Source organism: Photobacterium sagamiensis (assembly GCF_050337085.1).
Taxonomy (GTDB): domain Bacteria; phylum Pseudomonadota; class Gammaproteobacteria; order Enterobacterales; family Vibrionaceae; genus Photobacterium; species Photobacterium sagamiensis.
The window spans coordinates 15,017-35,913 of sequence record NZ_JAKJSP010000003.1 but is presented as its reverse complement, the minus strand read 5'-3'; the positions used below and the strand labels follow the sequence as shown (position 1 = coordinate 35,913).

The window sequence follows — 20,897 nt, the reverse complement described above, 5'->3', positions numbered from 1 at the left end:
AATCAGACGAAGGCGCAAAGGCCACACTCGCTGGCGTGGAGCTGTGGTCGATGATTAAAAATGGGCAGCTCGACAACCCTGAATATTTATCTGTTTGGGATGAATTTTACGCGCTAGCAGCCTAATTGTATCTGAAAATCAGTGCGCGTGTAGTTAGACTAAACTCTGCGACAAAACCAATTTTACGTTCTGGCGGGTAATGCCACCTAGTCCCGCTTGCACATTATCCTCCAGGGTAGTTATCCAGATCGTAATTGAATATCAATACGTTGTAGAATTATGTTCCAAGAGCTGGAGAAATACTGGTATCATTTTGCCATTAATCAGCGTCTCGACACCAGATAATAGACAGAGACCATTTTAGGGAGTGAATGATGCCACGAGTGAGCCAGGCGGTTGCAGCCGAAACTAGACGAAAAATCATCAACGTCTCGTTTGAAATCGCGATGAGCGAAGGCTTCGATAAATTGACGTTTAGCACCATTGCCAAAAAAGCCGGAATCTCCCGTTCGGGGATCAATGCCCATTTCAAGCTCAAGGCTGACTTGGTCAATGTGCTAACGCCGATGTTCGCCGAGGTTATCGAGCGTCCACTGATTTTTACCTCTCCCGATGCCTTCTTCACCTCCTGGGTCTACGCGATCCACCACGAACCGGAGTTCATCAAGGCCGTTAAACATGCCGGTGCGATTATTTCGCCTCAAGCCGGGGTGAAAGGCCTATTTGCAAGGATTGACGGAGACCCCGTAGAAACAGAGCGCTGTATTTACATGAGTATCGGTTATGCCGTAGTACATCTCTCGTCCACCGAGAAGCCAGTCGAAGAATGCCACCCAGATACTGCCGCACTTCCCGTCTAAGACCTAGTTGACATAGACCGCAGGTCAAAGACGAGATCATGGCAAAGTTTGAATCTTGAATACGGCAAGGCAGCCTCGGCTGCCTTATTTTTTATCGATATAGCGCAGGGCTGAAAATCGAGCAACCGGGATGGTCGAATCGATTGAGATCTCCGAGTTCAGCAATGACCCCAGCGGCGACCAGTAATCGGATGCCTCGCATAGCTTGAATCGCTTTTACAATGGGGTAGTATCGTTATATTTTTACCTTATGGGTCAATTCGTTATCGAGGCGAGTGAGCCTTGCCATACGTTCTGAAATGGTTTGTATCATTTCCTGTAAAGCAATATGTTGAGCAGGCTGAGGAAGAATAATTAACGTGAGCCAGCGTAAGTGCTTTAGCGACCATTTATCGGCACCTTGATAAATGGATATGGTTACGAAGTAGAAAGGCTTTTAACCGGTATTTAGCATCGTTGAGATATTTCATCGCGGCATCGATGATAGCCACAGCCTTTTGTGCGCCACCAACTGTAGTGATATCGGTGCCGGATATGGTTTTCACATCCACTCTGTGCATTCTTCGTCGTTCAGGGCGTGGAATAGGAGCTATGATTGGCCAGTACTCTGCGTGGAAATAATCTAGTCTGGTAACTGTTCTACGCGCACAATTTTGACTGAGCTCCTTTCATCAAAAGATCTATTACTACGAACAGCTATTTAGGATCACTATCCGCATCATTCTTTCTTTTCTCTTCAATAAAACGCTTCTTAGCTTTGAGTATGCATTCCCGTGCCCGGCGCTGTACTTCCTTATCCTTATATAGTTCAACTATGGTTCTCATTAGCCTTCATCCGTTCAAAGTGACCGTTTCGTTGTGGTGCCTGTGTTGCATATCTCGGCCTGAAATATTGCCCCCAGAATATTTGATAACCGTTTTGTCACCGTAACTGGCTGACAGCGGAAGATTCGAGAGGTAGTCCGCCGCTGTCATGTCCTTACCAAATATTCCCGACGCATGTGAGATAGTGTTTATCAAACATTGAGTATCTTTTGCTGTAACTGCACAGAATGTCTGTTAAAACACGTATGAAACACCCAATGTACCCGAGATTGAGTCATCATTGTCAATGATTGGGCTCACTGCCAGTTCGCTATCTAGCTTGTTATATCGAATCGAGCCAACAAGCCGAACGTTGCGGGCTAAATAGGTATATGAGCTGATTCCGACGAAAAAACGTCCGCTCCAACCGGCATCAAACGCATCAAATCGAGTACGGGCCGCCTCGGTATCGGAAACGCCATAGAGATGGTTGTTTAGTCTGTCGCTATTAAAGGCATAGCCCAGCTCAGGGGTTAGACCATACAGTCCAAAATGAAAAGGCTTCTTCCAAACCGCTTCTGCATAGATACCGTTATGGTTGTTCGCAATATCGCTGCCGATGGTGCCTTCGAACGTCCCCATTATGTTATTGACCTGAAAGGTGACGCCACCGAGCACGCCGGACTTTCGCTCATCGAGCATTTTGATATCGGCATCATTAGAATCACTGGGTTTCAGGGTACGGGGGTCATATTCAACACGAAAGATGACATTTACAGGAGCACCCAGCGGAAGGAGGCCAAGGCCAGCACTGGTACCGCGAAAAAACACCTTCTCCCCTTCATACCCGATCATCGGAAACGGGACGATATTCGAGCCAGCCCCTAGGTAAACCGCCGGAGAATAGGAAGTAATAACACCTGCTGAGAGTTCATTTGCAGTGGCAGCGGTCGAAGCCAGGGCAAGCACCGCCAATAACGCACCTCTTTTCAATTTTATTAGCCTATATTGTTCAAAGAGCGCGCATCATAATCGTTAATTGGTCAAAATAAAATACAGCGACCATTATTTTTTCTGTAATTACCTTGTGTTAAACGAGTTTTAATAAAAAACATATTATTTGCACGTTTTGGTTACAATTCCCACAATCATAACAACGATATTATTTTCGTTGACGCTCTTCGACAGGATCACCGACGAGTCACCCAGCAACTGGCGATAAAGGTGAAGATAGGTACCAGCAGCGCGGCACTTGCGGTATTAATGGAGCTTATCCATTGACAGGTTCATGGTTGGTCGGCCCTTCATCCAGCCCGGCAATAACAGCCTGCAACGTACCCTGCTCGATGCTTTCTGCAATGGTGCCATGACAAAACCGTTCGGATCGCACTAGCATTGTCAGGTAAGCAATCAGCTGTCCTGTTCCTGCTCTGTCTATCCATTGTCTCAACTGGCTCGCAGAGAGCTGTTTCAGCTGGTTTCGGTCGAGCCAGTCCATCCAGTCCCAGTCAGGAATACAGATGTCATAGACCGACAGCGACGTAAAAAACATGCTTATAGCATGTTCTACAAGCTGCTCGCTGTGCCGTGGGTAATTAGAGAATGTCTCTGTCCATTCCTGGTTGAACTGCACGAACTTGGCAAGTTTCTGCCGGGAAGGGTACCGGACCAGCATCAGTGCTAGATCTTCGATATTCGCCCGCCAGTACAACCGGTCGAGCCATCTTTGCGGCAATGACTGGTAGCCGTAGTAGGCTCCGGCGAGTTGGCCGTAGATAGCTGCAGTGGTATCAGCATCATCGCCGAAGTTTGCCGCCATCAGCGCGCCTTGCTCGAACGAGTCGCTGTGCCAGAAGCACCACAATGCCGCTTCTAGTGACTCAACCACGAAGCCACGGCCTCTGATTTGTGAGACCGGTTTACGGATGAAGCAGCCTTCGGTGATGGCTTTAATCTGCGCGTGCCAGTTCTCGGTTCTCACTTGCATAGGTTTACTCAGCTCGAACAACAACGCTTCCTTTGTTGGCGTGGCCGGACTGCGCAGCAATCTCTGCAGGTAGTAGCAATACAACTGGCAGGCCTGGATACAGCGAGGCTCTGCATGGGTTGTCATGCTGGCATCGGCTGCAGCCTTGAGCAGTACAGGAATAGACTTGGAATGATAAAATAGGGCGATCGGGGCAATCCGCATTAAGCTGCCGTTGCCTGCACTATACTCATCATCACGACCGGCCTTTGCCTTGCCGGTTGCGAGGTACCTATCGAGTGCCTGCCTGATGGTGTTACCTATATCAAAGCAGGTACCGGTTGATGCGTTTTCGCCGTTATTGGCCCACCTTATGTAGCGCACCATTTGATCATCAATATCGTTTTTGCCTCTTGCCAGCAGACTGTCTGCAAGACAGAGTGCCATCGAGGTGTCGTCCGTCCACTGGCCGGCATCAAGCCCGAAGGGGCCTCCTCCCAGCATGTCTGTAATTGGCTCGAATGAGCCTGGAGGCTTGAACTCAAGGCTCGTGCCGAGTGCATCTCCCAGAGCAAGGCCGAGGAATGCACCTTTGGCTCTACTGACAAGAAAGCTATTTGATGATGTATTGCGCATGAGTATTCCGGTATTGCAGGGATTCAATATCACTCGCATCTAGTGCGTATGAACGTTGAGAGTTGCGTAGCTAACGGTGAAAGTACCACACTATGACAGCCAGTGACTTTGATACCCATCAAAATAAAGGACGGAAGTTGTTATGTTTAGGTGCGGACTACTTAGGTACACATGTTTCATTCCATTAAAAAATGGTTGAAATATAAATCAACAGCTAAATTCACTTGAATACTACACATTTTGTATTATCTTTATCTATAGATAAGCAACTTTTCCATAGATAAAGAGAGGCGAAAAATGAAAAAATTAATTTTCGTGGTTGCCACAGTATTTTTTATATTTGGTTGCGAATCATCAAAGATACAGTGGGCACAACCGCCTACAAGCGAAGAAATGGTTGGTGATATACAGACTAACGCAGAAGAAATTAAATCTGATAATGTTGCCAGCTAACTGAAAAAGCAATTTTATTAAGCCCATTGTTGTGTGTGTTTTACACTCAACACCAACAATAAATGCTGTCCATTAATCTCTGGTTCATTCACATAGACATAAAGGAAAAACTACTATTGGTCACACGAACTATGATGACTTCTGGCTTTATGGCTGAAAGAGATGCGGTGTAACTTGTTGATGTTGCGAGCCATTCACAACATACAAGGAGTTACGCCGCATGAGCAATGATACTGTTGTGCACCATCACAAAACAGAAAGCATGTTCAATGATTTGGTTCGAGAAGACATAAAACAGCTGCGGGATAAAGCTATTGGATCTGAAGTTCAGTCCGACCTTATTTTATCTCTTTTATGAGAGCTGTGGTGGTAACTTTCGTAACTTACTTCGCAAATCTATACTAATCCCCACACACAAAGTCGCTTAGTGTTTAATATATCACCTTCAATTTTTCAAATTGCAACTTATAGCAAGCCTGAGGGGTTTCTAAATAATCTCCTGACTTCGCACGACTTTTCAGTAAGCGTTAGTACCGAGCGGTACAGCGCAAATAGCGGACGCATGTGCAATACTAGAAGCTATGTCATTGTTTGTACTCGGCTGGAATGTAATAATGCCTCTATCGATATCTATTATCAGTGATTACAGGAAGTAATATGCCCAGAGTAAGTCAGGCTGTAGCAAAACAAACACGACAGAGAATCATTGATTCTGCTTTTGAAATCATTATCGCTGAAGGTGGTGAGTACCTGACGTTTTCTAACCTAGCAAAGAAAGCAAAAATTAGTCGCTCTGGTATTAATGCTCACTTCAATAGAAAGGAAGATATTTACCAAACTATCAAGCCGTTAGTTATCGACAAGCTGCGAGTGAGAATCAACTATAATTCACCACGAGAGTTCTACGAAAGCTGGGTTAACTCTTTCGACAACGATGTGGAGTTTCGCAGACTGATTGTTGGAGCAGGCCTGTTTTTTACGAAAAAGGAAGGAATTGGAGATCTGAAGGCATCAATCAGCGGCGAAGCGTCTGAGACTGAGAACTTCATCTACATGGCAATTGGCTATGCCGTAATAAACATCGACGAAGATTAATAAATGGAGGTTTAGCGTCTCCCGGTCCTTTGGAAAAATCAACTTGAGTAACTTACAATAAACACACCTGGCTTATAGGTACAAAGCATTTTTTGGCGATGACGTTGAACGATGCATTAGAAATCCCATCTTACTGAGGGTTTCTACAGATTTGTTCATGAGCTGTCGGTCAGAACCAATACTCTACCGAAGGGATACTGCCAGCCGATGCCTGCGTTCATCCACCCGGGCGTCCGGACAGGGACTCAGCCGTCAGTCGATATGCCCGCCCTTGTGCAGCGCCAGGCTGGTCAGCCGGGCGTAGAAATCATCACTGAGGGTGATCCCGAAATCCTTGAGCAGGCTGATGTTTATCGACAGCTGATGCAGCTCTTCGTTGCTGATGAGATCGGAGAGCTCGTTCGCCATGTCGATATCGATAGCCATCAGTTTCTTGTAGGTGCTGATCACCGCGATTTCTTCTGCTGTTATCCCGCCGATAGGAGCCTTGCTCTGGTCGCCGCCTTCCGACTGCTTGGCCCTGGCAATCTCCTCGCTTTGCGCCACGACCTGCTGCAGGCCGTCATGGATTGTCTGTTTGATTTCCGTCAGGTTGCTATTACCGTTGACGATCCCGTTTCGCTTAAGCTGGGCCAAGACCTCGCGGCTAAACTTGTCCAGATCCAGCCCGGTATAGCCGGAAGTCAGATTGGGTTGGACCTCCAGTGCCTGCTCGCAGGCGCTGGTTGCGTTGTATTTGAGGCTGAACCGGATATGGGTAACCGGCCTGCCCCGTCCGGCTTTGTGGCGGCCTGACAGCAGCTCGTGACCCATCCCGTCTTCGTCAGTGGCCGTCCAGACCCCACCGGACTGGCTGAGGAGCTGGCTAAATGACGGGGTTAGTACGTTGTTGCGCAGATCCTTGATTGACGGATAGATACGGATCCGGTTCCATTTGGGTTCGTCAGGATCACGTACCTTGATATAGTCCCCAACCCTTGCCCCGGCCTGCATGGCTTCCTGAGGATTGTCGTAAACCTTGAAATCTACCCCAAACAGGCGCCTGAATTCCTCGATTTCCATGGTAAATTCGGTCCGGTTCTTGTCTTTGCTAACCAGTTCCAGCAACCGGATGGCATGGGGACTGGATAGCTTGGTCCAGATTTTTAGGTCGACAACAGAAAAGCCGCGGGAATGTTCCATAAAAATCGGCACCGCGTTGTCTAGTACTCCGAGTGTCAGCTTCTTGTTCTTGTATTCGGCAAAGGGGATCGGCACAAAGGTGACGAATGACTCCTTACCGCTGTGCTCTTCCAGCATCACAGCCTTGTTGGTTATCGCCTGGCATGAGCGCTTGAGGGTTTTATGGAATGACGACGGCTTGACACTGAGAAAAGACAGTACGGTTTCGTAGTCAAAAGTATGGTAACGGTTAACTTCCATCTGCTCGGACGGTATGTAGTTGTTGTAGTGCTCCCTGGCCTTGGCCGGGGTCATCTGCGCGGTCAGTGCCTTACCTACCGGGTCGATTTCGTACAACCGGTTACGCTCTTGCTGCATGCCGAGCATTACCAGCGCCGTCATGCAGCGTTGATAGCGGGTATAGTCTTGGCGCCCGCGAAGGAACTTGTTGGGGATCACCAGTGAGTCCGGGATTTTGGTCATATGCTTGGTTTTGACTGACATAAGCGTCTCTCTGGTACAGGCCGAAACCGGCGGAAAAAATAGGAGCCAGCTCAATAATAACTCCTTTTCTTGCGGACAAGCACTCCCTTTTCCTTTGATTGCACGCTATCTAAGTCTTTGTTATGTGCACAGTTGTGCATCCAATCTGGTTTGACTCCCTTTTCTATCGGGCTTTGCTCCTCTTCTCATCTGGTTTGACTCCTTTTCATATCTGGAACGGCTCCCTTTCTATCTGGTTTCACTCCCCTTCATTGCTCTTAAGTGCTTGTTATATACTGATAAAATTCCAGCAAAGTATTAAAGCTTTATAAAGTTATAAAAGTTACTATTAAAAGCGTTGTGGATTTGTGGATAACTCGTTGAGTTACCGCACCAACTCCACAACGCCTGGCAAATACACAATATTTTTGATCTTAGTATGGTTCTCCTCGCGAATGGATATAGTACTGCTCAGTGCGGGAGTTCGAACGTGGTTGCTATAGGCTATAGCTGGATAAGTGAGTTGTCCTGTGTTTAGCACTGGATACTGGGTATTGCGAAGCTGCTTGCAAAATGCCTTTAATGCACTATAACTTTATTGCTTGGATACAATAAAATAATAATCAAAAAACACTTCCCCCCACTCATGCCCTCGTACTGCTATCATGCTATCCCTGTATGGTTGTTTATTGGTTACCAATTCGGCCGTGCTAGGTCTAAACATTGACAAAGTTACTGCCCTTATCTTCAGTATTAGCTTCTAACCCGTCAATTTCGCTTAACGATAGTTCGCCTTAATGCCTCTTCACCACGCTGGTCGTAGCGCTGGGTAGTTGATGGCGAACTATGGCCCATGACCTTGCTGACCGATAATAAATCATGCTGCTGGCTGAGCAGGTTGGTAGCCAGTGAATGGCGAAAATCATGGGGTGAGATAGGGCGGTAAAAATCCTTTTTCATGACCCATTTACAGATATCATTTAACGTTTGGGTACTGATGGCTTTACCCGTCGGAACTTTAGATTTTGAAATCCCACAAAAGACCGATTGCCTGGTCAGGTTGGCGCCTTTAATGGTGACGCTGTCACGAACTGACAGCCATGCCTGGAGCTTTTCTATCATTTCACTTCCCGGGTCGAAATAGACATTACGTTCCTTGTTGCCTTTACCGATAATATTAAAACAACTTTCAGTCCAGTTGATGTCGGCAAGTGACAACGTGACGATTTCAGAACGGCGAAGGCCTGAGTCATACATCAGGGTGAAAATGGCCTGATCACGAACCCTGCGAAGCGGGTTGGGGTGGGTGTTGGCAATTGCCAGGATGACATCGAGATCTTGATAACTGATATACCGGCCCGCCGATTTTCGGGAGCCTCGAGGGAGCTTGATTGCCTTTATCCGTTGCAAACGCTCAACGCTAATATTCTCCGCCAGCCAGTGATGTTCAGCCACTCCGCGGATCATTCGGAATAAGTTATCAGCTGTTGTTGGACTATAGTCACGTTCTTTTTCTCCATTTAAAACAACACCTTGAGAAAGGTATTCGCTCATGGTTGCCGTTACAACGGGCGCAGTTAGCAGGCCATTCCAATCAAACCGGTGGATGCAAGATGTGATGCAAAAAGCACTGAATCCCTCCAGGGCTTGCTGGGCACTGATGTTGATTTCATCGTCGCTGATGGACGGTGTAAATGAAGGCTGTGACTCAGGGAGCCAACCATATTCCAGGGGTTCAACCTCGATCAATGCTGATTTTGACAGCCGGCTCAGCCAAAGCTGGTGCTGATCATCACTCAAGTGTCCGGACTTAACAGCAGCCTTGGCTACAGCAGATATTCCTTCAATGACAGGCATGATATGCATATTGATATAGGGCTGATCAGCATCAACCTTGGTGCCGGTATAGTAGGCTTTTTGCTGGGCCTTGTAACTCAGGAAGCCGGCCAGGGCGCGTTCGGTCAGTTCCATGTTAGACAATAACATCAGCCAGTCTACTTTTGTCAGTGAGTCACCGATCAAGAAACGGCAGAACCTTTCTAGCATAAACCGGGCATTGGCTCGGCCGCCGGTCGTGTTTGTGGCAGACAGTGAGTTAATGTAGCTGAGCGCCGGATTCGTGACATTGTCACGGATGCGATTGACGCGGTGACTGATACCTGTTCCTGATTTAAGTAAAGCTGGCAGATGAGAATTGTTATCAAAGTTTGACATAAAGCCCTGAATTTTCGTTTTTATCTGTTATAAGAGGTATTATATAAGATAATAAATAAATGAGATAGTGCAGACAAAGTGACCCCGTAACAGTTTTAGTTTCTGGGTCTTGGTGATGATTTGGTAATGGTTCGTGCTGGTGTTCTTCAAGTACACGATGAACCATCCTGTATGCCTCAATGTGGTTATGTGTTTTACATAGTTCTGATTTCCGATAATAATTGCGCGAATCAAAATGGGTAGTATGCAGGCCAGATTTTTGTTATACATTATTAATATCTTTTTGATAGATTAGTGAAGCCGCAACTTTAGAAATCCTGGATACCTTCGGCTGTGACATGGTTATTTTTGCCACCATCAACAGCATAAACATTTGTCATGTTTTTTATAGCAAATGCCCATGATGAAATAGTTTTCAGCAAGTTTTAAATCTCAATATAAATATCATGATAAAATTTCACACCAGAATTAACGTGTTTTTTACCTTCATTTTCTCACAAATTAAATGTTTGATCTCACTTGTTTTTAAGTGGACGCAAATACGATATTCAAAATTCAACACGGGCTATTTATATGTGTAAATATACTATGACAATTTAAGTAATTGTCTATAAGCATCTTATAACATAGTTATCACTAACTTATCTTCACATACCAAATTATCTGATATGTTTTAAGATTCTGTTTCTTGCTTATCACTATAAGTAACGCAAATAAATCCTGATATTTTAGTGAGATAGCAAAGTGTTCACGTTCACGAAGCGTTCATGAGCAAGATGGATTTGTTAAGTTGATGAGCGTAAATCTTTGCGGCTAACTCATTTTGATAGAGTAGCTTCCAACATAGCTTATAGGCTAAATGCCACTGTAACCAATGTATCATTGGTGCTATAGCATAGCACTTTGGAATATGGTTTTGATAATATGGATAAGTGATCATTTTGTAGTTTGTTTAATTACAAGCCAATAAGTTATAGTGCGCTAGGCTGTGTTTGAAGGGCATAGTTAATTTGGCCACCTGATATCATCACCTCAGAACTGAACAGGTGACACAATGACCAAACGTACCAGAAGAACATTTAGCCCTGAGTTTAAGCTTGAATCAGCACAAGTAATACTTCCAGTTGCCTTTGACGTTAATATAGGTCTCGTCCATACGTCACGAAGACGCGACTGGCTTTTATATTTTTCGGGCTAGATATTCCACTAAGGGGGCGTATTTGATGACCCACCGGTTCAAGGTTGAATGGTCAACATAGATAGCCCGTTCTGCCAATATTTCTTCGATTTCACGATAGCTGAGTTTATAAGAAACGTAATAGCGAACAACCTGGAGGATGATGTCGGAAGGAAAATAGCGACCAGAAAAGTTGATAGTCATAATGCTAGAGGTAATGAGTGCTAACGGAGATCATAACTCAGCACTCCAGTTTGCGACACAACCTCGATTCTTCATATGAGCGGTGCAATAAGACATCCAATCTTGTCGATGTGCTCTATGGTAAAGCCGGGCGGCCGCATTACGCCATTGAGTCTTACTTTGGTAGGGCAATGCTGAGGCTACACACTCCTGTAATGTCGCGCTGTTAGATCGATTTTTTCCTTTGGGCTTAACCAAACCTGTGCAGCTAGGTGAACAACGGTCTTGTTCTGATAGAGGATTACCAAAGACTAATCCGCAAACACACGCACCATGGTTAACACCATCAACTTCAATTATAAGTAATCCCATGTGGCCATCTCTTTTTCTTCCATTCTAAAGACCGGGAGGAACCTTAATTGGCTTGTTTTTTGACGGAAGCAAGAAAACCGTGGGACGAAAGTGCTGCTGGCTTAAATTCTTATCCGTTAAACAAACTGGGCTGCAATTTCACTTAGATCTTGTTCACGGGTATAACGTGAAGGCATTTTAGGATCTTCCCACCGGCCAAGCTGCATTATCTGCTTGTTTGTGGCATTGGCCTCCGATAAATCCTGCGCACGACCAATCCTGGCACTGTGACCACGCCAAGGCTTATCCACATCTTCTGGGGACAAATAGTGGTACGCCCTGTCGAAAATCTTATCCACGGACTCGCCACGCAATGGAGAGAAACCAAAATTTTCGTCCCAGAATCGTTTGTTTACCTTTCCGGTTTTTGTCAGCGGATAGAAAACGAGTGCCTGTTTGTCATTCACATCACCATTTGTTAATTCAATAGCTTTTAGCAGTAAATCATATGACTGCTTGCTAACAAAAAACACGCTTCCTGCTGAGTCTTTCTTTTTGCTGGTGGTCTTAGTGTAGCCGATCTTGCCAGTGTAATGGCCCGTTTTCCTGTTAAACCGGAGCATACTCAGAGTCAATCTGGCCAACTCACTTTCACGCAAAAGGCTGTCCCAAGCGATGGAGAGCAGGGCAAGATCGCGAACATCTTTTGGGTGGCCACTATCAGCCCATGCATCAATCAGATCATTTAAGTGGTGCCGGCGAAAGCCTTCTTGCTGTTTTTCCGTATAGCCATTGCGAATGGCGTTCATTCTAATGCTGGCCATGGTATCTATGACATGCTGTGTTTTCGTTATATCAACCAGTTCGGCAATACGGTGGAGGAGTGACACTACAGATAGGTGAGAACTGATCGTTGACGGGGCGTGACCCTTAGAAATATCAAGCCAATCTAAATACTGGGCGACAGCATACTTATCAGCAGGCAGAGAAGGATAGTTAAGTCCGGCACACCAGGTAAGGTAAAGATTGAGAGAATGTTTGATTTGTCGCAGGCTGTTTAGGCTTCGGCCAGTAGCATTGGCAATGAAAGACGCAAAACCTTCACCGGCTTGCTTCTTCTGTCCATCATCTAAAGCCGATTTATCAGCAACACGCAACAAAGCCTTCATCAAGGCATCGATCATCTCTTCGTATTGCCTTTGCTCCTTCGGCTTCTTAATCCGGCTAACCGCATACTGAACGAGCTGGCCTGTATTAGATGGTAGGGCTGGATGAGAATATACTTTATCACTCATGATGGATAACAACTCCGTTCAAGCAAAAAAATGAAAGTGTTACGGTGTCACTGATACACCCCACCCTTAAGTACCTTATTTACCAGATATAACTGGCATTATATCGGGTAATAATGTTCTATACCAGTCAGGGCAAAAATTGACCACAAATTCCTACATATACTCACATTGTTGTAGTAAATTTGATTTATCTACTGCACTACGTGCAAATACTGGAAGCATGGCCTGAAAGTTCCAGAGAATTGGCCTTATACCTACCTGCCAACACTCGGCATACCCCCAACAATTCCTAATCTACTCAGGAAATCTCAAAACCATCAGTACGTGACACTGTAACTGTTTAACAGCATAGGATAATACCGTTATGTATGACGAAGAATCGTATTGTTGTCACTACTATCTGGTCGATGGCCTTGTTAGTTACCTTAAATTCAAGAAGTTCGAAGTCACCCAATTATATGAGGCTCAATCTTCACTAATTCACAATCTCACTGAGCATTCAGTCAATTTAACAAGAAAAGCTGATCGCTTTCATACCGAAGGATATATATCCCCCGGACATTGTCATTATGAAATTGCTAATGAAATAGCTGCTCAGCTATTAGATGAGCACCTAATTCAATTTGAAGAACTTCCTGATTTAGTAACTTGGGATGAATATCTTAACAAGATATTTTTAGATTGGTGTGAAGCCCCCTCTCCTACCAGTTAATAAATCTAACCACCAACCATTACCACCCATAATTTTAAAAGGAGTCAGCAATGACGAAAGTAACAAAAATGACGCTTCCAACGTGGTTAAGCGCAATATCTAAAAGTGAAGCTGTGTTTGATATTTCACTATCAGCGTTGAGTCACAGTGTCGGCCATGTGTTTATTCAATGTCATCCCAATTTTAATTGGCATAAAACTCTAGTTGTAGTCTTTGATGATAATCTGAACCAAGCCGTTTTAGACATTGAATTAATTAATCCAAACCAAAACATTATAGGGGGTAATGATGGATCTTTCTATACTGATGTTAACTTATCTAAAGATACCGCCAGTATAACACTTACATCATACTTTGCCTGCAATATGGCAAACCTTCTCTACTCTTATGAAGATATAAAAGATGTTCACAATGATTTTTACGAGCTCTATCATTTCGTGCGTAATTTTGCGCTGGTGGATGAGACGGAGGATTCAGAACTGCACAGAATTAGAATGGAGTGTTTTCCTGATTCTAATACTCAAAGTTTCATTCGACTAACAGATTGAGGTGAGTTTATGAGGTTTGGGAAATTCTCTTTTGTATCAAGGACTTTACTCTTGACGAAAGACAAAGCGAATACACTACCGATGATGCTCATGAAGCTCACCGTAGAATGAAGAACAGCAGAATTGCTTGCGCAATCGAAGTAGATAAGCAACGTTTCGTAAAATCAGGTTCTATTGATGAATCTAATAAGTTTGTTAACATATATCTAAACAACTACAATAAAAGGCCAGCATTTCTGCTGGCCCTTTTTATTGTATTATTAAATGTTTACTCTTCCATGGAGAAAACACCTTCAAAATAGTCAACACCTAAGTATTTAAAAAACTCATGCTCTTCTTTGGTATAAGCCATAGTTCCAAGAATTAATTTACCTCGGGATTTATATTCATCTATTATAAGCTTTATTAATGGTTTTCTACGGTTTTGACTACCAGCAATCTCATTAAATAGCCTATTTATTTTTATCCCATCAAAATCATATTGCTCTAAAACTGCAAATGTCGAATTACCATGACCAAAACCATTCAATATAACACCTTTAGTATTAAGACGTAAAAATTGAATATTTGAGTCAAAGTTTATATTACCCCTAGCGAATGGTTCTCTAAAGTTTAAAAGAACTAATGAACGCTTGAAAACCTCTGGGTTACATTCAATTTAGATTTAATATCAAATCATGAAATTCATCATACATCAGAGAAGATGCATGGATAGAAAAAGTTATTGGTTTATCAACCTTGATATTAGATAGTTTTGATAATAATAATTTATCTAACTCATATATTGTTTTTATTGATAAAGGCAAATTAAAAATCGAACTGATACACTTACCTTTTCTAACTAAAGAGTATTCAATAAGTGTATTATTTATATTTTTCAAATTAACATATATATGGTTTTTAAGCCCAAGTTCGTCATCGTTAATTAAATCTTGTATTTCACAATCAAACTTTCTTGTGCCAGATAAAATCATCTGAATTTGTTTGTCATCAATACTGTCAGATGAATGATTCATAAGTTCACCTACTTGCAAAGGGTTGGGCTGATGCGCTCAACGCGCTCACTTATCAATTGCATCTACCTGTCCACTTAGCAGGCTTGAGTAGCCTAAGCCACCAAGGGCTGAGCCATTATCTTCAGTTGGGTAAAGAACAAGTCTGGGTAGGGATCAAGAACAAACAGTCCCTACCAAAGTGGTTTCGCGAGATCGAAGATCAGGATTGGCTGTATTCCAGCAGTCACAAGCTAGCCGAACTGACCGATAAAGACTTCACCACCGTATCGGTGAAAGGAAAAGAGGTTAAAGCGAGCAGCCCCGAGTTGGCAGCCTATGAAGTAGTGGATGCAATTGGTAAGCTGATCAGCTTTGAGCACGCTGCAGAGCTGTTTCAAGGCTTAGTGAACCTGAGTCCGCGTAAAATACAGTCCATACTTAGCCGAAGCAGTGCCGTTCAAACCAACCGCATATTTTTATTTCTCTGCCACTATTACGACCACCAATGGACAAAGAGGCTTGATGAATCCCAAATAAAGCTTGGTTCAGGTAAGCGACAAGTTGTAGCCAAAGGCCGATTGGACGAACGCTACCAAATTACAGTCCCCGAGTCTCTCGCTCACAAAAATGAAGATAAAGATGGATAAAGAGTCAGTTTATTACCGCCAAGTTTCGCTACTGATCAAGATGTTGCCTGTGGTCGCAAGGTATGAACAAGCATGCGATCAGTAAAGAATTTGGTTGCAGCCGGACGACGGTGTATAGCGTGCTTAATTGAGGGGAATGACCGTTTGGCGCAATAAACACCTTGAAATCAGAACGTTCAAAATCACCCTGTTAATCGCTCTCAAACCGTCACAAACTTACAGACCGTTTCGGAAGCATATAGCCTTGATCAATTGTATGAAATCCAGCTATGGCAATTCTAGACGTTGTGATCTGTATTTTGAGGGCTAAAGTTGGCTATTTACCATAATGGGCATTTAACGCACCGAATTTTGGGACGGATGTAAGCGCAATATAGTGATGTCACATTTCCCCAACTTAGAAATGTCACATTGCTTAATCATCAGAGTCCACGGAGTCGAACAATACTGGATTGACTTGTCAGGCTCTTTTTTGTGCTGCCCGACTGAAGTTTTGAGGGCTTCGGTTTTGACCAAATCGTTCGATTCGTTCATAATAAACGAATCGAGAGGAGAATAACTTATGCAATCATTAACGGCCAATACTGCCAAAACTAAATTTGGTGATCTACTCATGAAAGTGCAACGTGAGCCAGTACAGATCTGTAAGAACGGTTCACCTGTTGCTGTCGTCATGTCATGTGAAGAATATGCTCAACTAGAAGCCTTGAAACTGCAATTTGTAAAAATGCGTTTTGCTGCCGCAGAAAAAGACATCGCTGAAAATAACCTTGTCGATGGCGAAACGTTTTTTAACCAACTTGAACAGGACATGTTGGACTAATGAGCAAATATGTACTTTCAACCGGTGGCCAAGCAGATCTCATTGATATTCGACAATACACACTAAGTAAATGGGGACAAGCTCAGTGGCAAAGCTACTTTGCAGAACTGAAGTCGACGATAACCCTGCTGGCTGAAAGTCCTGCGATTGGGACTAAAACCTTAGATCTGGGCGATAACTATTTTCGCTTTCCTCTTAAACATCATGTCATTTACTACATTCAGCAACCTGCACAAATTGTCATTGTTGCCGTGCTAGGTAAGTCGATGTCCCCTCAAAAGCATTTCGAAAAAATTAACTAGTTTACTTATTCAACTCATTGCCCCGAGCACATTACCGCCGACAAAATGTATGACACCAATGCGGTGTACCAGACCTTAGAAGATTATTTTCCGAAAGCTGAGATTGTTATTCCGCCGAAAGACAATACGTTTGCCGATGAGGTTCATCACCCAAAGCGGATGAGCAACCTGATAGGTTGGCTTCGCCCTTGGCATTATCGGTTGGCAGAGCGTGCGGCAATACGGCAAAAGGAATATCTCAGAAACAGCCATGCAACGTTACAAGAAGATCATCGGCAATACATTACACAGCAGAGAGTTTGAAAATCAGTCAAAGGAAATGTTACTCGGTTGTTCTATTTTAAATCGCTTTACTCACCTTGGGATGCCCAATAGCTACCGGGTCGCCTAACCGCATCAAAAGACCACAAAGCTTTAGTAGTGCAACAAAGCCGTCCATTACAGAACCAGTGAAAACACTAAACACCTTGAAGAAAGACTAATTACAGAGGTAGTTTATGCCTACTCATACTACATGCCGTTGAATCGCCTATGCTACAAAGAAGTTGTTATCACTTTTCAGCAACTACCTCTGTAGTGTCTAGTGAGACGGTGGCTATTCAAACTGGGTATTATCTGGGCGCATCAAAAAAACTCACCCTACTCAATATACCTGCTGTTTGCACTTCACAAACAATAGACAAAAATACCGCTCATATTGAGCGGTATTTAACTCTAGCTATAAATAGGATTAGCTGAATTTCTTATCCAGCATAGCTATTTCAAATTTCGCTTTGATATGATCAGGTGCGATTTCGATGCTCTTGGCAAACAGCTCACGGGCAGCTTCAGGTTCGCCGAAGAACAGCTTGCTGTAGCCCAAAGCAGTCAGGATAGCGCCTTTGTAAACTTTCGCTGCGTCATCTACGTGAGAGATGTAAACAGCAGTTGCTGGAAGTTTACGGTCGATATCGCTTAATAGCTCCTTCTCCCACTCTACAGTAGATTTGCTCATCAATTTAATTGCAGTGATTTCTTCACCGATTAGTCGGTAAGCAGATGCGATGTAGTATTCCACTTCTGGGCCCATGTATGGGCTGTAAGCAGAGCGAATAAACGTAACCAGTTCGTCAACGATAGCTCGAGCTTCTACGCCGCGACCAAGTTTCATCAGAGTTTCTGCTTGGAAGTAACGGATGTGATATAGAGCTTGAGTGTCCCACCAGCCAGCGCGGAAGTTAGCCGGTAGCTGTTGACCCTTTTCGAACAACTCAAGTGCCTTTTCAAGCTTGTTATGCTCTAGAGCGATACGACCTTTAGCCATGCAAGCGAACGTGTAAGCTTCTGTTAGGTAAGTCTCACAACATTCTGCTGCCACAAACTCATGGTTGTATAGAGCGTCTAGTGCTTTATCAAACTCAAAGATGTTGCTGTATGCGTCAGCAAGTTCCCAAGTTAGGTGATCAGATGGTTTTTCTGGCATGTTCGCTTCAACGTATTCAACGCGCTCATGACCGTCAGTACCCATACGACCCATAACGTAGTTAACTTCTTTAAGTAGGAAGTCATCACCAGGCTTAAGATCAAGAGCTTTCTTAAGAAGTGGTAGTGCTTCTTCGCGCTTCTCAAGTTTGCTGTACTTAACGATAGACAGGTTACGGTAAGGCATGTAGAAGTCTGGTTTAGCAGCGATTGTCGCTTCCCAAACTGCTTCTGCTTTTTCGAAGTGGCGTTTGTCGTATAGGATACAGCCTAACAGGTTGCCTGCCATAGCATCTTGTGGGTTAGCCGTAACAGCCGCTTCAAGAATCTTAATCTCAATTGGACGGTATGGGAATGTGTCTACCGGCTTGATTACAGACGCTAGTTTACGGTTTTCTTTAGCGCCTTCTAAATCACCATCAATTTCTTGTAGGTAAGCCAGAGTGTACAGAGCCATAGCAGATGGCTGACCAAACTCTTTCAGAGCTTCTAGAGGGAAAATCGCACAATCCATCAAACCAGCGTTAAATAGGTCGAATGCTATATCTAGAGCTGTTTGAGATGGGTTACTGTTCAGTCCAGAGAAGAACTCTTCGATTGAACCGTCAGTCATGCGTACTTTTTCGTAACGCGCTAGATGGTCTAGCTTATCGTTTTCAAGAATAGCCTCTATTCTAGCGACCGCTTCTTCCTTGTTGCCAAGTTTAGCTGCGGCAATTGCAGCGTAAGTACCTGCAATTGGGTGCTCAGCTTCACGGCTGATTGCTTGATTAGCATGAGCGTACATCTTATCGTAGTCACCACGCATGCAATCGATAGCAGCAATGAATGTCATAGAGTAAGAAATTACGTTGTGGCTCCAAGATGCTTTGTAGAATGCATCGTAAGCCTCATCGAAACGCTCTAGAGCGAATAGGTTCAGACCTTTCATATGGCTCACTGTGCCATCAGAAGGGTTCTGGTTGTAAACGTTCTGCATTTCTTCTGCGCGGCGTAGGAAATCTAACGCCTCTTCGTACATAGCGTTTTCGTACTTAACGCCAGCCATGCCAATAAGTGCAGGAATGTACTTAGGATCGCGTTCAAGAGCTACTGTGTAGTATTCCTCTTTCTTCCATACAGGATCACGGTATTGCTCAACGTGACGGCCAGCAAGAGTAATTTCTTGAGCTGTAGTCAAATCGTTCGGGCATACACGACCTGGATTATCTTCCGGTACGCGAACTAGCTCTGGTCGATCTTCTGTGTAGCTAAATAGCTGCTCACCTTTACCGTTGTATAACTCAACAGTAAATAGCTCGTCAGTCATTTCAGAATTGAAACGTACAGCTTCAGAAGGAGCGATGTCGAAAGTCTCTTCAATAACAACTTTGTCGCCAAACTTAACTACAAGTTTTGCACCAGCGTGAATCGTTGTTGAGATGAAGCCTACTTCGCCTTTTTCACGGTCAATTGCAACTGCGCCATTTAGGTCTGCGTATACAGGTGAGCCGATTTCTTGGAATGGGTACCAGAATTGAGAAAATGACTTAGTTTCGAATGGGGCAAGCCATGTGAAATCTGGTTGGTCATCAGCAAAAGAACCAGCCATTAACTCAGCGTGTTCGCCATCGCAATCAGTAAGGTTTGAGTTCCAAGCATCACCTAGATCTTCTAATGCCCACTGGAACATCTTCTTGCCCGGAGAGATATGATGGTTTGCTACGTGCATAACGCCGCAGTCACGACGATGATCATAGCCACCGAAGAAGTCATATTTAGATGGGCCTGAGAAGAACGAGTTACCTTTCTTAGTATTCTTGTGAATACTGATGTCAGTTTCTTCGTCTGTGCGTTCCACAGCGTACCAACCCTTATGAATTGGGAACGTTGCGTGGTGGTTGTCGTTATGGTGGTGAATCCAGTTAACGTCTTGAGGGAAGAACAGTTGGTAATCATCATTTACATGAACACCAGCGTTTTCCCACCACATAAATGGGTGTTCAGTTTCGGTGCGGTTAGCAAGTTTAACTTTTGTTTCGAAGTAAGATGCGTCCGGACGTAGAGCAATACCAACCATACCTTTAATACGGTACTGACCTGGAGAACAAGAAGCTTCAGATAGCCAGCAAATCATAGTGCCGTCTTCTTTTTCTTCCATTTCGTAATCAACAGACATGAAAGTAGATGGGCGATGGTGGAAAGGGAAATTCCACTCCATACCGCCAGAAATCCAAGAGCCGTAGCTACCAACCAATACAGGTTTGATCATCGTATGACGATACAGGAAGTGGTAATCATTTTTCTTATCGTAGCCTTCAAGGATACGGCCACCAAGGGCAGGAAGAATAAGAATGCGGATATATTCGTTCTCTAGGCGAACAACGTCATATTCAACGTCAGTTACGGTTTCGCGCTCTACACCCTGAGTGATTCGGTTTGGGTAAGCATATCCAGTTGAGCCTTGATGTTGGCGAAACTCAGAATAGAATGGCAACTCAGAAGCCTCTGGCGGCACATATGTAGGTAGTACAATTTTTTCATGAGAAGCAATCACAGGCTGTTTCATTGCTTTTTAGTCCTTTTGTGTTGTGCGTGATGTCTATGACGCCATCCTATACATCTCTCTATTCTATTTTTTTGAAGATGCGCAGGATCTTAAATTCTATTAATTAATATCCATATATGCGGCTAAATATTACATATGTGCTTATTTTTACAATTATTGATGAACATCTTATATTTGTATTTA

At 44.0% G+C, this 20,897-nt stretch carries 18 protein-coding genes and 4 pseudogenes; 11 read left to right on the top strand and 11 right to left on the bottom strand.

Annotation, left to right across the window (positions count from 1 at the left end; translation table 11 throughout):
- The first annotated feature begins 371 nt into the window (after window positions 1-371).
- Window positions 372-860: a TetR/AcrR family transcriptional regulator gene (locus L4D76_RS00475; RefSeq protein ID WP_428438979.1), complete on the top strand. Its 489-nt coding sequence runs from the start codon at window positions 372-374 to the stop codon at window positions 858-860.
- A 127-nt stretch (window positions 861-987) separates the two neighbouring features.
- On the opposite strand, the pseudogene L4D76_RS00470 reads toward L4D76_RS00475, so the two are convergent.
- From L4D76_RS00470 to L4D76_RS00460, 3 genes and pseudogenes are all read right to left on the bottom strand, one after another.
- Window positions 988-1,339, bottom strand: a pseudogene (locus L4D76_RS00470) (IS110 family transposase); the annotation flags it as partial.
- 580 nt (window positions 1,340-1,919) lie between these two features.
- Complete coding sequence (locus L4D76_RS00465) at window positions 1,920-2,657, bottom strand: MipA/OmpV family protein (protein WP_428438978.1); 738 nt, start codon at window positions 2,655-2,657, stop codon at window positions 1,920-1,922.
- A gap of 277 nt (window positions 2,658-2,934) precedes the next feature.
- Complete coding sequence (locus tag L4D76_RS00460) at window positions 2,935-4,266, bottom strand: ADP-ribosylglycohydrolase family protein (RefSeq protein WP_428438977.1); 1,332 nt, start codon at window positions 4,264-4,266, stop codon at window positions 2,935-2,937.
- Window positions 4,267-4,563: 297 nt separating this feature from the next.
- Here L4D76_RS00460 and L4D76_RS00455 point away from each other — a divergent pair, with 297 nt between their 5' ends.
- From L4D76_RS00455 to L4D76_RS00445, 3 genes are all read left to right on the top strand, one after another.
- Complete coding sequence (locus L4D76_RS00455; protein WP_428438976.1) at window positions 4,564-4,719, top strand: hypothetical protein; 156 nt, start codon at window positions 4,564-4,566, stop codon at window positions 4,717-4,719.
- A 220-nt stretch (window positions 4,720-4,939) separates the two neighbouring features.
- Entirely contained in the window at window positions 4,940-5,077 is a 138-nt protein-coding gene (locus L4D76_RS00450; RefSeq protein WP_428438975.1) for a hypothetical protein, read from the top strand.
- A 299-nt stretch (window positions 5,078-5,376) separates the two neighbouring features.
- The gene (locus tag L4D76_RS00445; RefSeq protein WP_428438974.1) at window positions 5,377-5,814 is read left to right on the top strand and encodes a TetR/AcrR family transcriptional regulator; all 438 of its coding nucleotides are present in this window, start codon (window positions 5,377-5,379) and stop codon (window positions 5,812-5,814) included.
- Between the two features lie 252 nt (window positions 5,815-6,066).
- Here the strand turns inward: L4D76_RS00445 and L4D76_RS00440 are convergent, their stop codons facing one another.
- The 5 genes and pseudogenes from L4D76_RS00440 to L4D76_RS00420 all read right to left on the bottom strand — a co-directional run bounded on the left by L4D76_RS00440 (window position 6,067) and on the right by L4D76_RS00420 (window position 12,678).
- Window positions 6,067-7,479 (bottom strand): RepB family plasmid replication initiator protein, encoded by a 1,413-nt coding sequence (locus tag L4D76_RS00440; RefSeq protein ID WP_428438973.1) that lies wholly within the window; start codon window positions 7,477-7,479, stop codon window positions 6,067-6,069.
- Window positions 7,480-8,226: 747 nt separating this feature from the next.
- On the bottom strand, window positions 8,227-9,672 hold the full coding sequence (locus tag L4D76_RS00435; protein ID WP_428438972.1) for a tyrosine-type recombinase/integrase: 1,446 nt from the start codon (window positions 9,670-9,672) through the stop codon (window positions 8,227-8,229).
- A gap of 1,162 nt (window positions 9,673-10,834) precedes the next feature.
- A pseudogene (locus L4D76_RS00430) lies at window positions 10,835-11,053 on the bottom strand (IS6 family transposase); the annotation flags it as partial.
- Between the two features lie 30 nt (window positions 11,054-11,083).
- Entirely contained in the window at window positions 11,084-11,404 is a 321-nt protein-coding gene (locus L4D76_RS00425) for a hypothetical protein (protein ID WP_428438971.1), read from the bottom strand.
- Between the two features lie 116 nt (window positions 11,405-11,520).
- Window positions 11,521-12,678 (bottom strand): tyrosine-type recombinase/integrase, encoded by a 1,158-nt coding sequence (locus L4D76_RS00420; protein WP_428438970.1) that lies wholly within the window; start codon window positions 12,676-12,678, stop codon window positions 11,521-11,523.
- A gap of 364 nt (window positions 12,679-13,042) precedes the next feature.
- Here L4D76_RS00420 and L4D76_RS00415 point away from each other — a divergent pair, with 364 nt between their 5' ends.
- Both L4D76_RS00415 and L4D76_RS00410 read left to right on the top strand, forming a co-directional pair.
- Entirely contained in the window at window positions 13,043-13,390 is a 348-nt protein-coding gene (locus tag L4D76_RS00415; RefSeq protein ID WP_428438969.1) for a hypothetical protein, read from the top strand.
- Window positions 13,391-13,440: 50 nt separating this feature from the next.
- Entirely contained in the window at window positions 13,441-13,938 is a 498-nt protein-coding gene (locus L4D76_RS00410; RefSeq protein ID WP_428438968.1) for a hypothetical protein, read from the top strand.
- Window positions 13,939-14,206: 268 nt separating this feature from the next.
- Here the strand turns inward: L4D76_RS00410 and L4D76_RS00405 are convergent, their stop codons facing one another.
- Complete coding sequence (locus tag L4D76_RS00405; protein ID WP_428438980.1) at window positions 14,207-14,521, bottom strand: EAL domain-containing protein; 315 nt, start codon at window positions 14,519-14,521, stop codon at window positions 14,207-14,209.
- Between the two features lie 70 nt (window positions 14,522-14,591).
- On the bottom strand, window positions 14,592-14,954 hold the full coding sequence (locus L4D76_RS00400; protein WP_428438967.1) for a hypothetical protein: 363 nt from the start codon (window positions 14,952-14,954) through the stop codon (window positions 14,592-14,594).
- Window positions 14,955-14,977: 23 nt separating this feature from the next.
- On the opposite strand from L4D76_RS00400, the pseudogene L4D76_RS00395 reads away from it, so the two are divergent.
- The 5 genes and pseudogenes from L4D76_RS00395 to L4D76_RS00375 all read left to right on the top strand — a co-directional run.
- Window positions 14,978-15,580, top strand: a pseudogene (locus L4D76_RS00395) (type IV toxin-antitoxin system AbiEi family antitoxin domain-containing protein); the annotation flags it as partial.
- A 47-nt stretch (window positions 15,581-15,627) separates the two neighbouring features.
- Window positions 15,628-15,711, top strand: a pseudogene (locus L4D76_RS00390) (helix-turn-helix domain-containing protein); the annotation flags it as partial.
- Between the two features lie 431 nt (window positions 15,712-16,142).
- On the top strand, window positions 16,143-16,403 hold the full coding sequence (locus L4D76_RS00385; protein WP_428438966.1) for a type II toxin-antitoxin system Phd/YefM family antitoxin: 261 nt from the start codon (window positions 16,143-16,145) through the stop codon (window positions 16,401-16,403).
- Window positions 16,403-16,705 (top strand): type II toxin-antitoxin system RelE/ParE family toxin, encoded by a 303-nt coding sequence (locus tag L4D76_RS00380; protein WP_428438965.1) that lies wholly within the window; start codon window positions 16,403-16,405, stop codon window positions 16,703-16,705. Before L4D76_RS00385 ends, L4D76_RS00380 begins: the two co-directional genes overlap by 1 nt.
- Window positions 16,706-16,750: 45 nt before the next feature.
- The gene (locus L4D76_RS00375) at window positions 16,751-17,008 is read left to right on the top strand and encodes a hypothetical protein (RefSeq protein WP_428438964.1); all 258 of its coding nucleotides are present in this window, start codon (window positions 16,751-16,753) and stop codon (window positions 17,006-17,008) included.
- Between the two features lie 427 nt (window positions 17,009-17,435).
- Here L4D76_RS00375 and L4D76_RS00370 read toward each other — a convergent pair whose 3' ends face one another.
- Window positions 17,436-20,714, bottom strand: a complete 3,279-nt coding sequence (locus L4D76_RS00370) for a DUF5107 domain-containing protein (protein WP_428438963.1) — start codon at window positions 20,712-20,714, stop codon at window positions 17,436-17,438.
- Window positions 20,715-20,897: the final 183 nt, after the last annotated feature.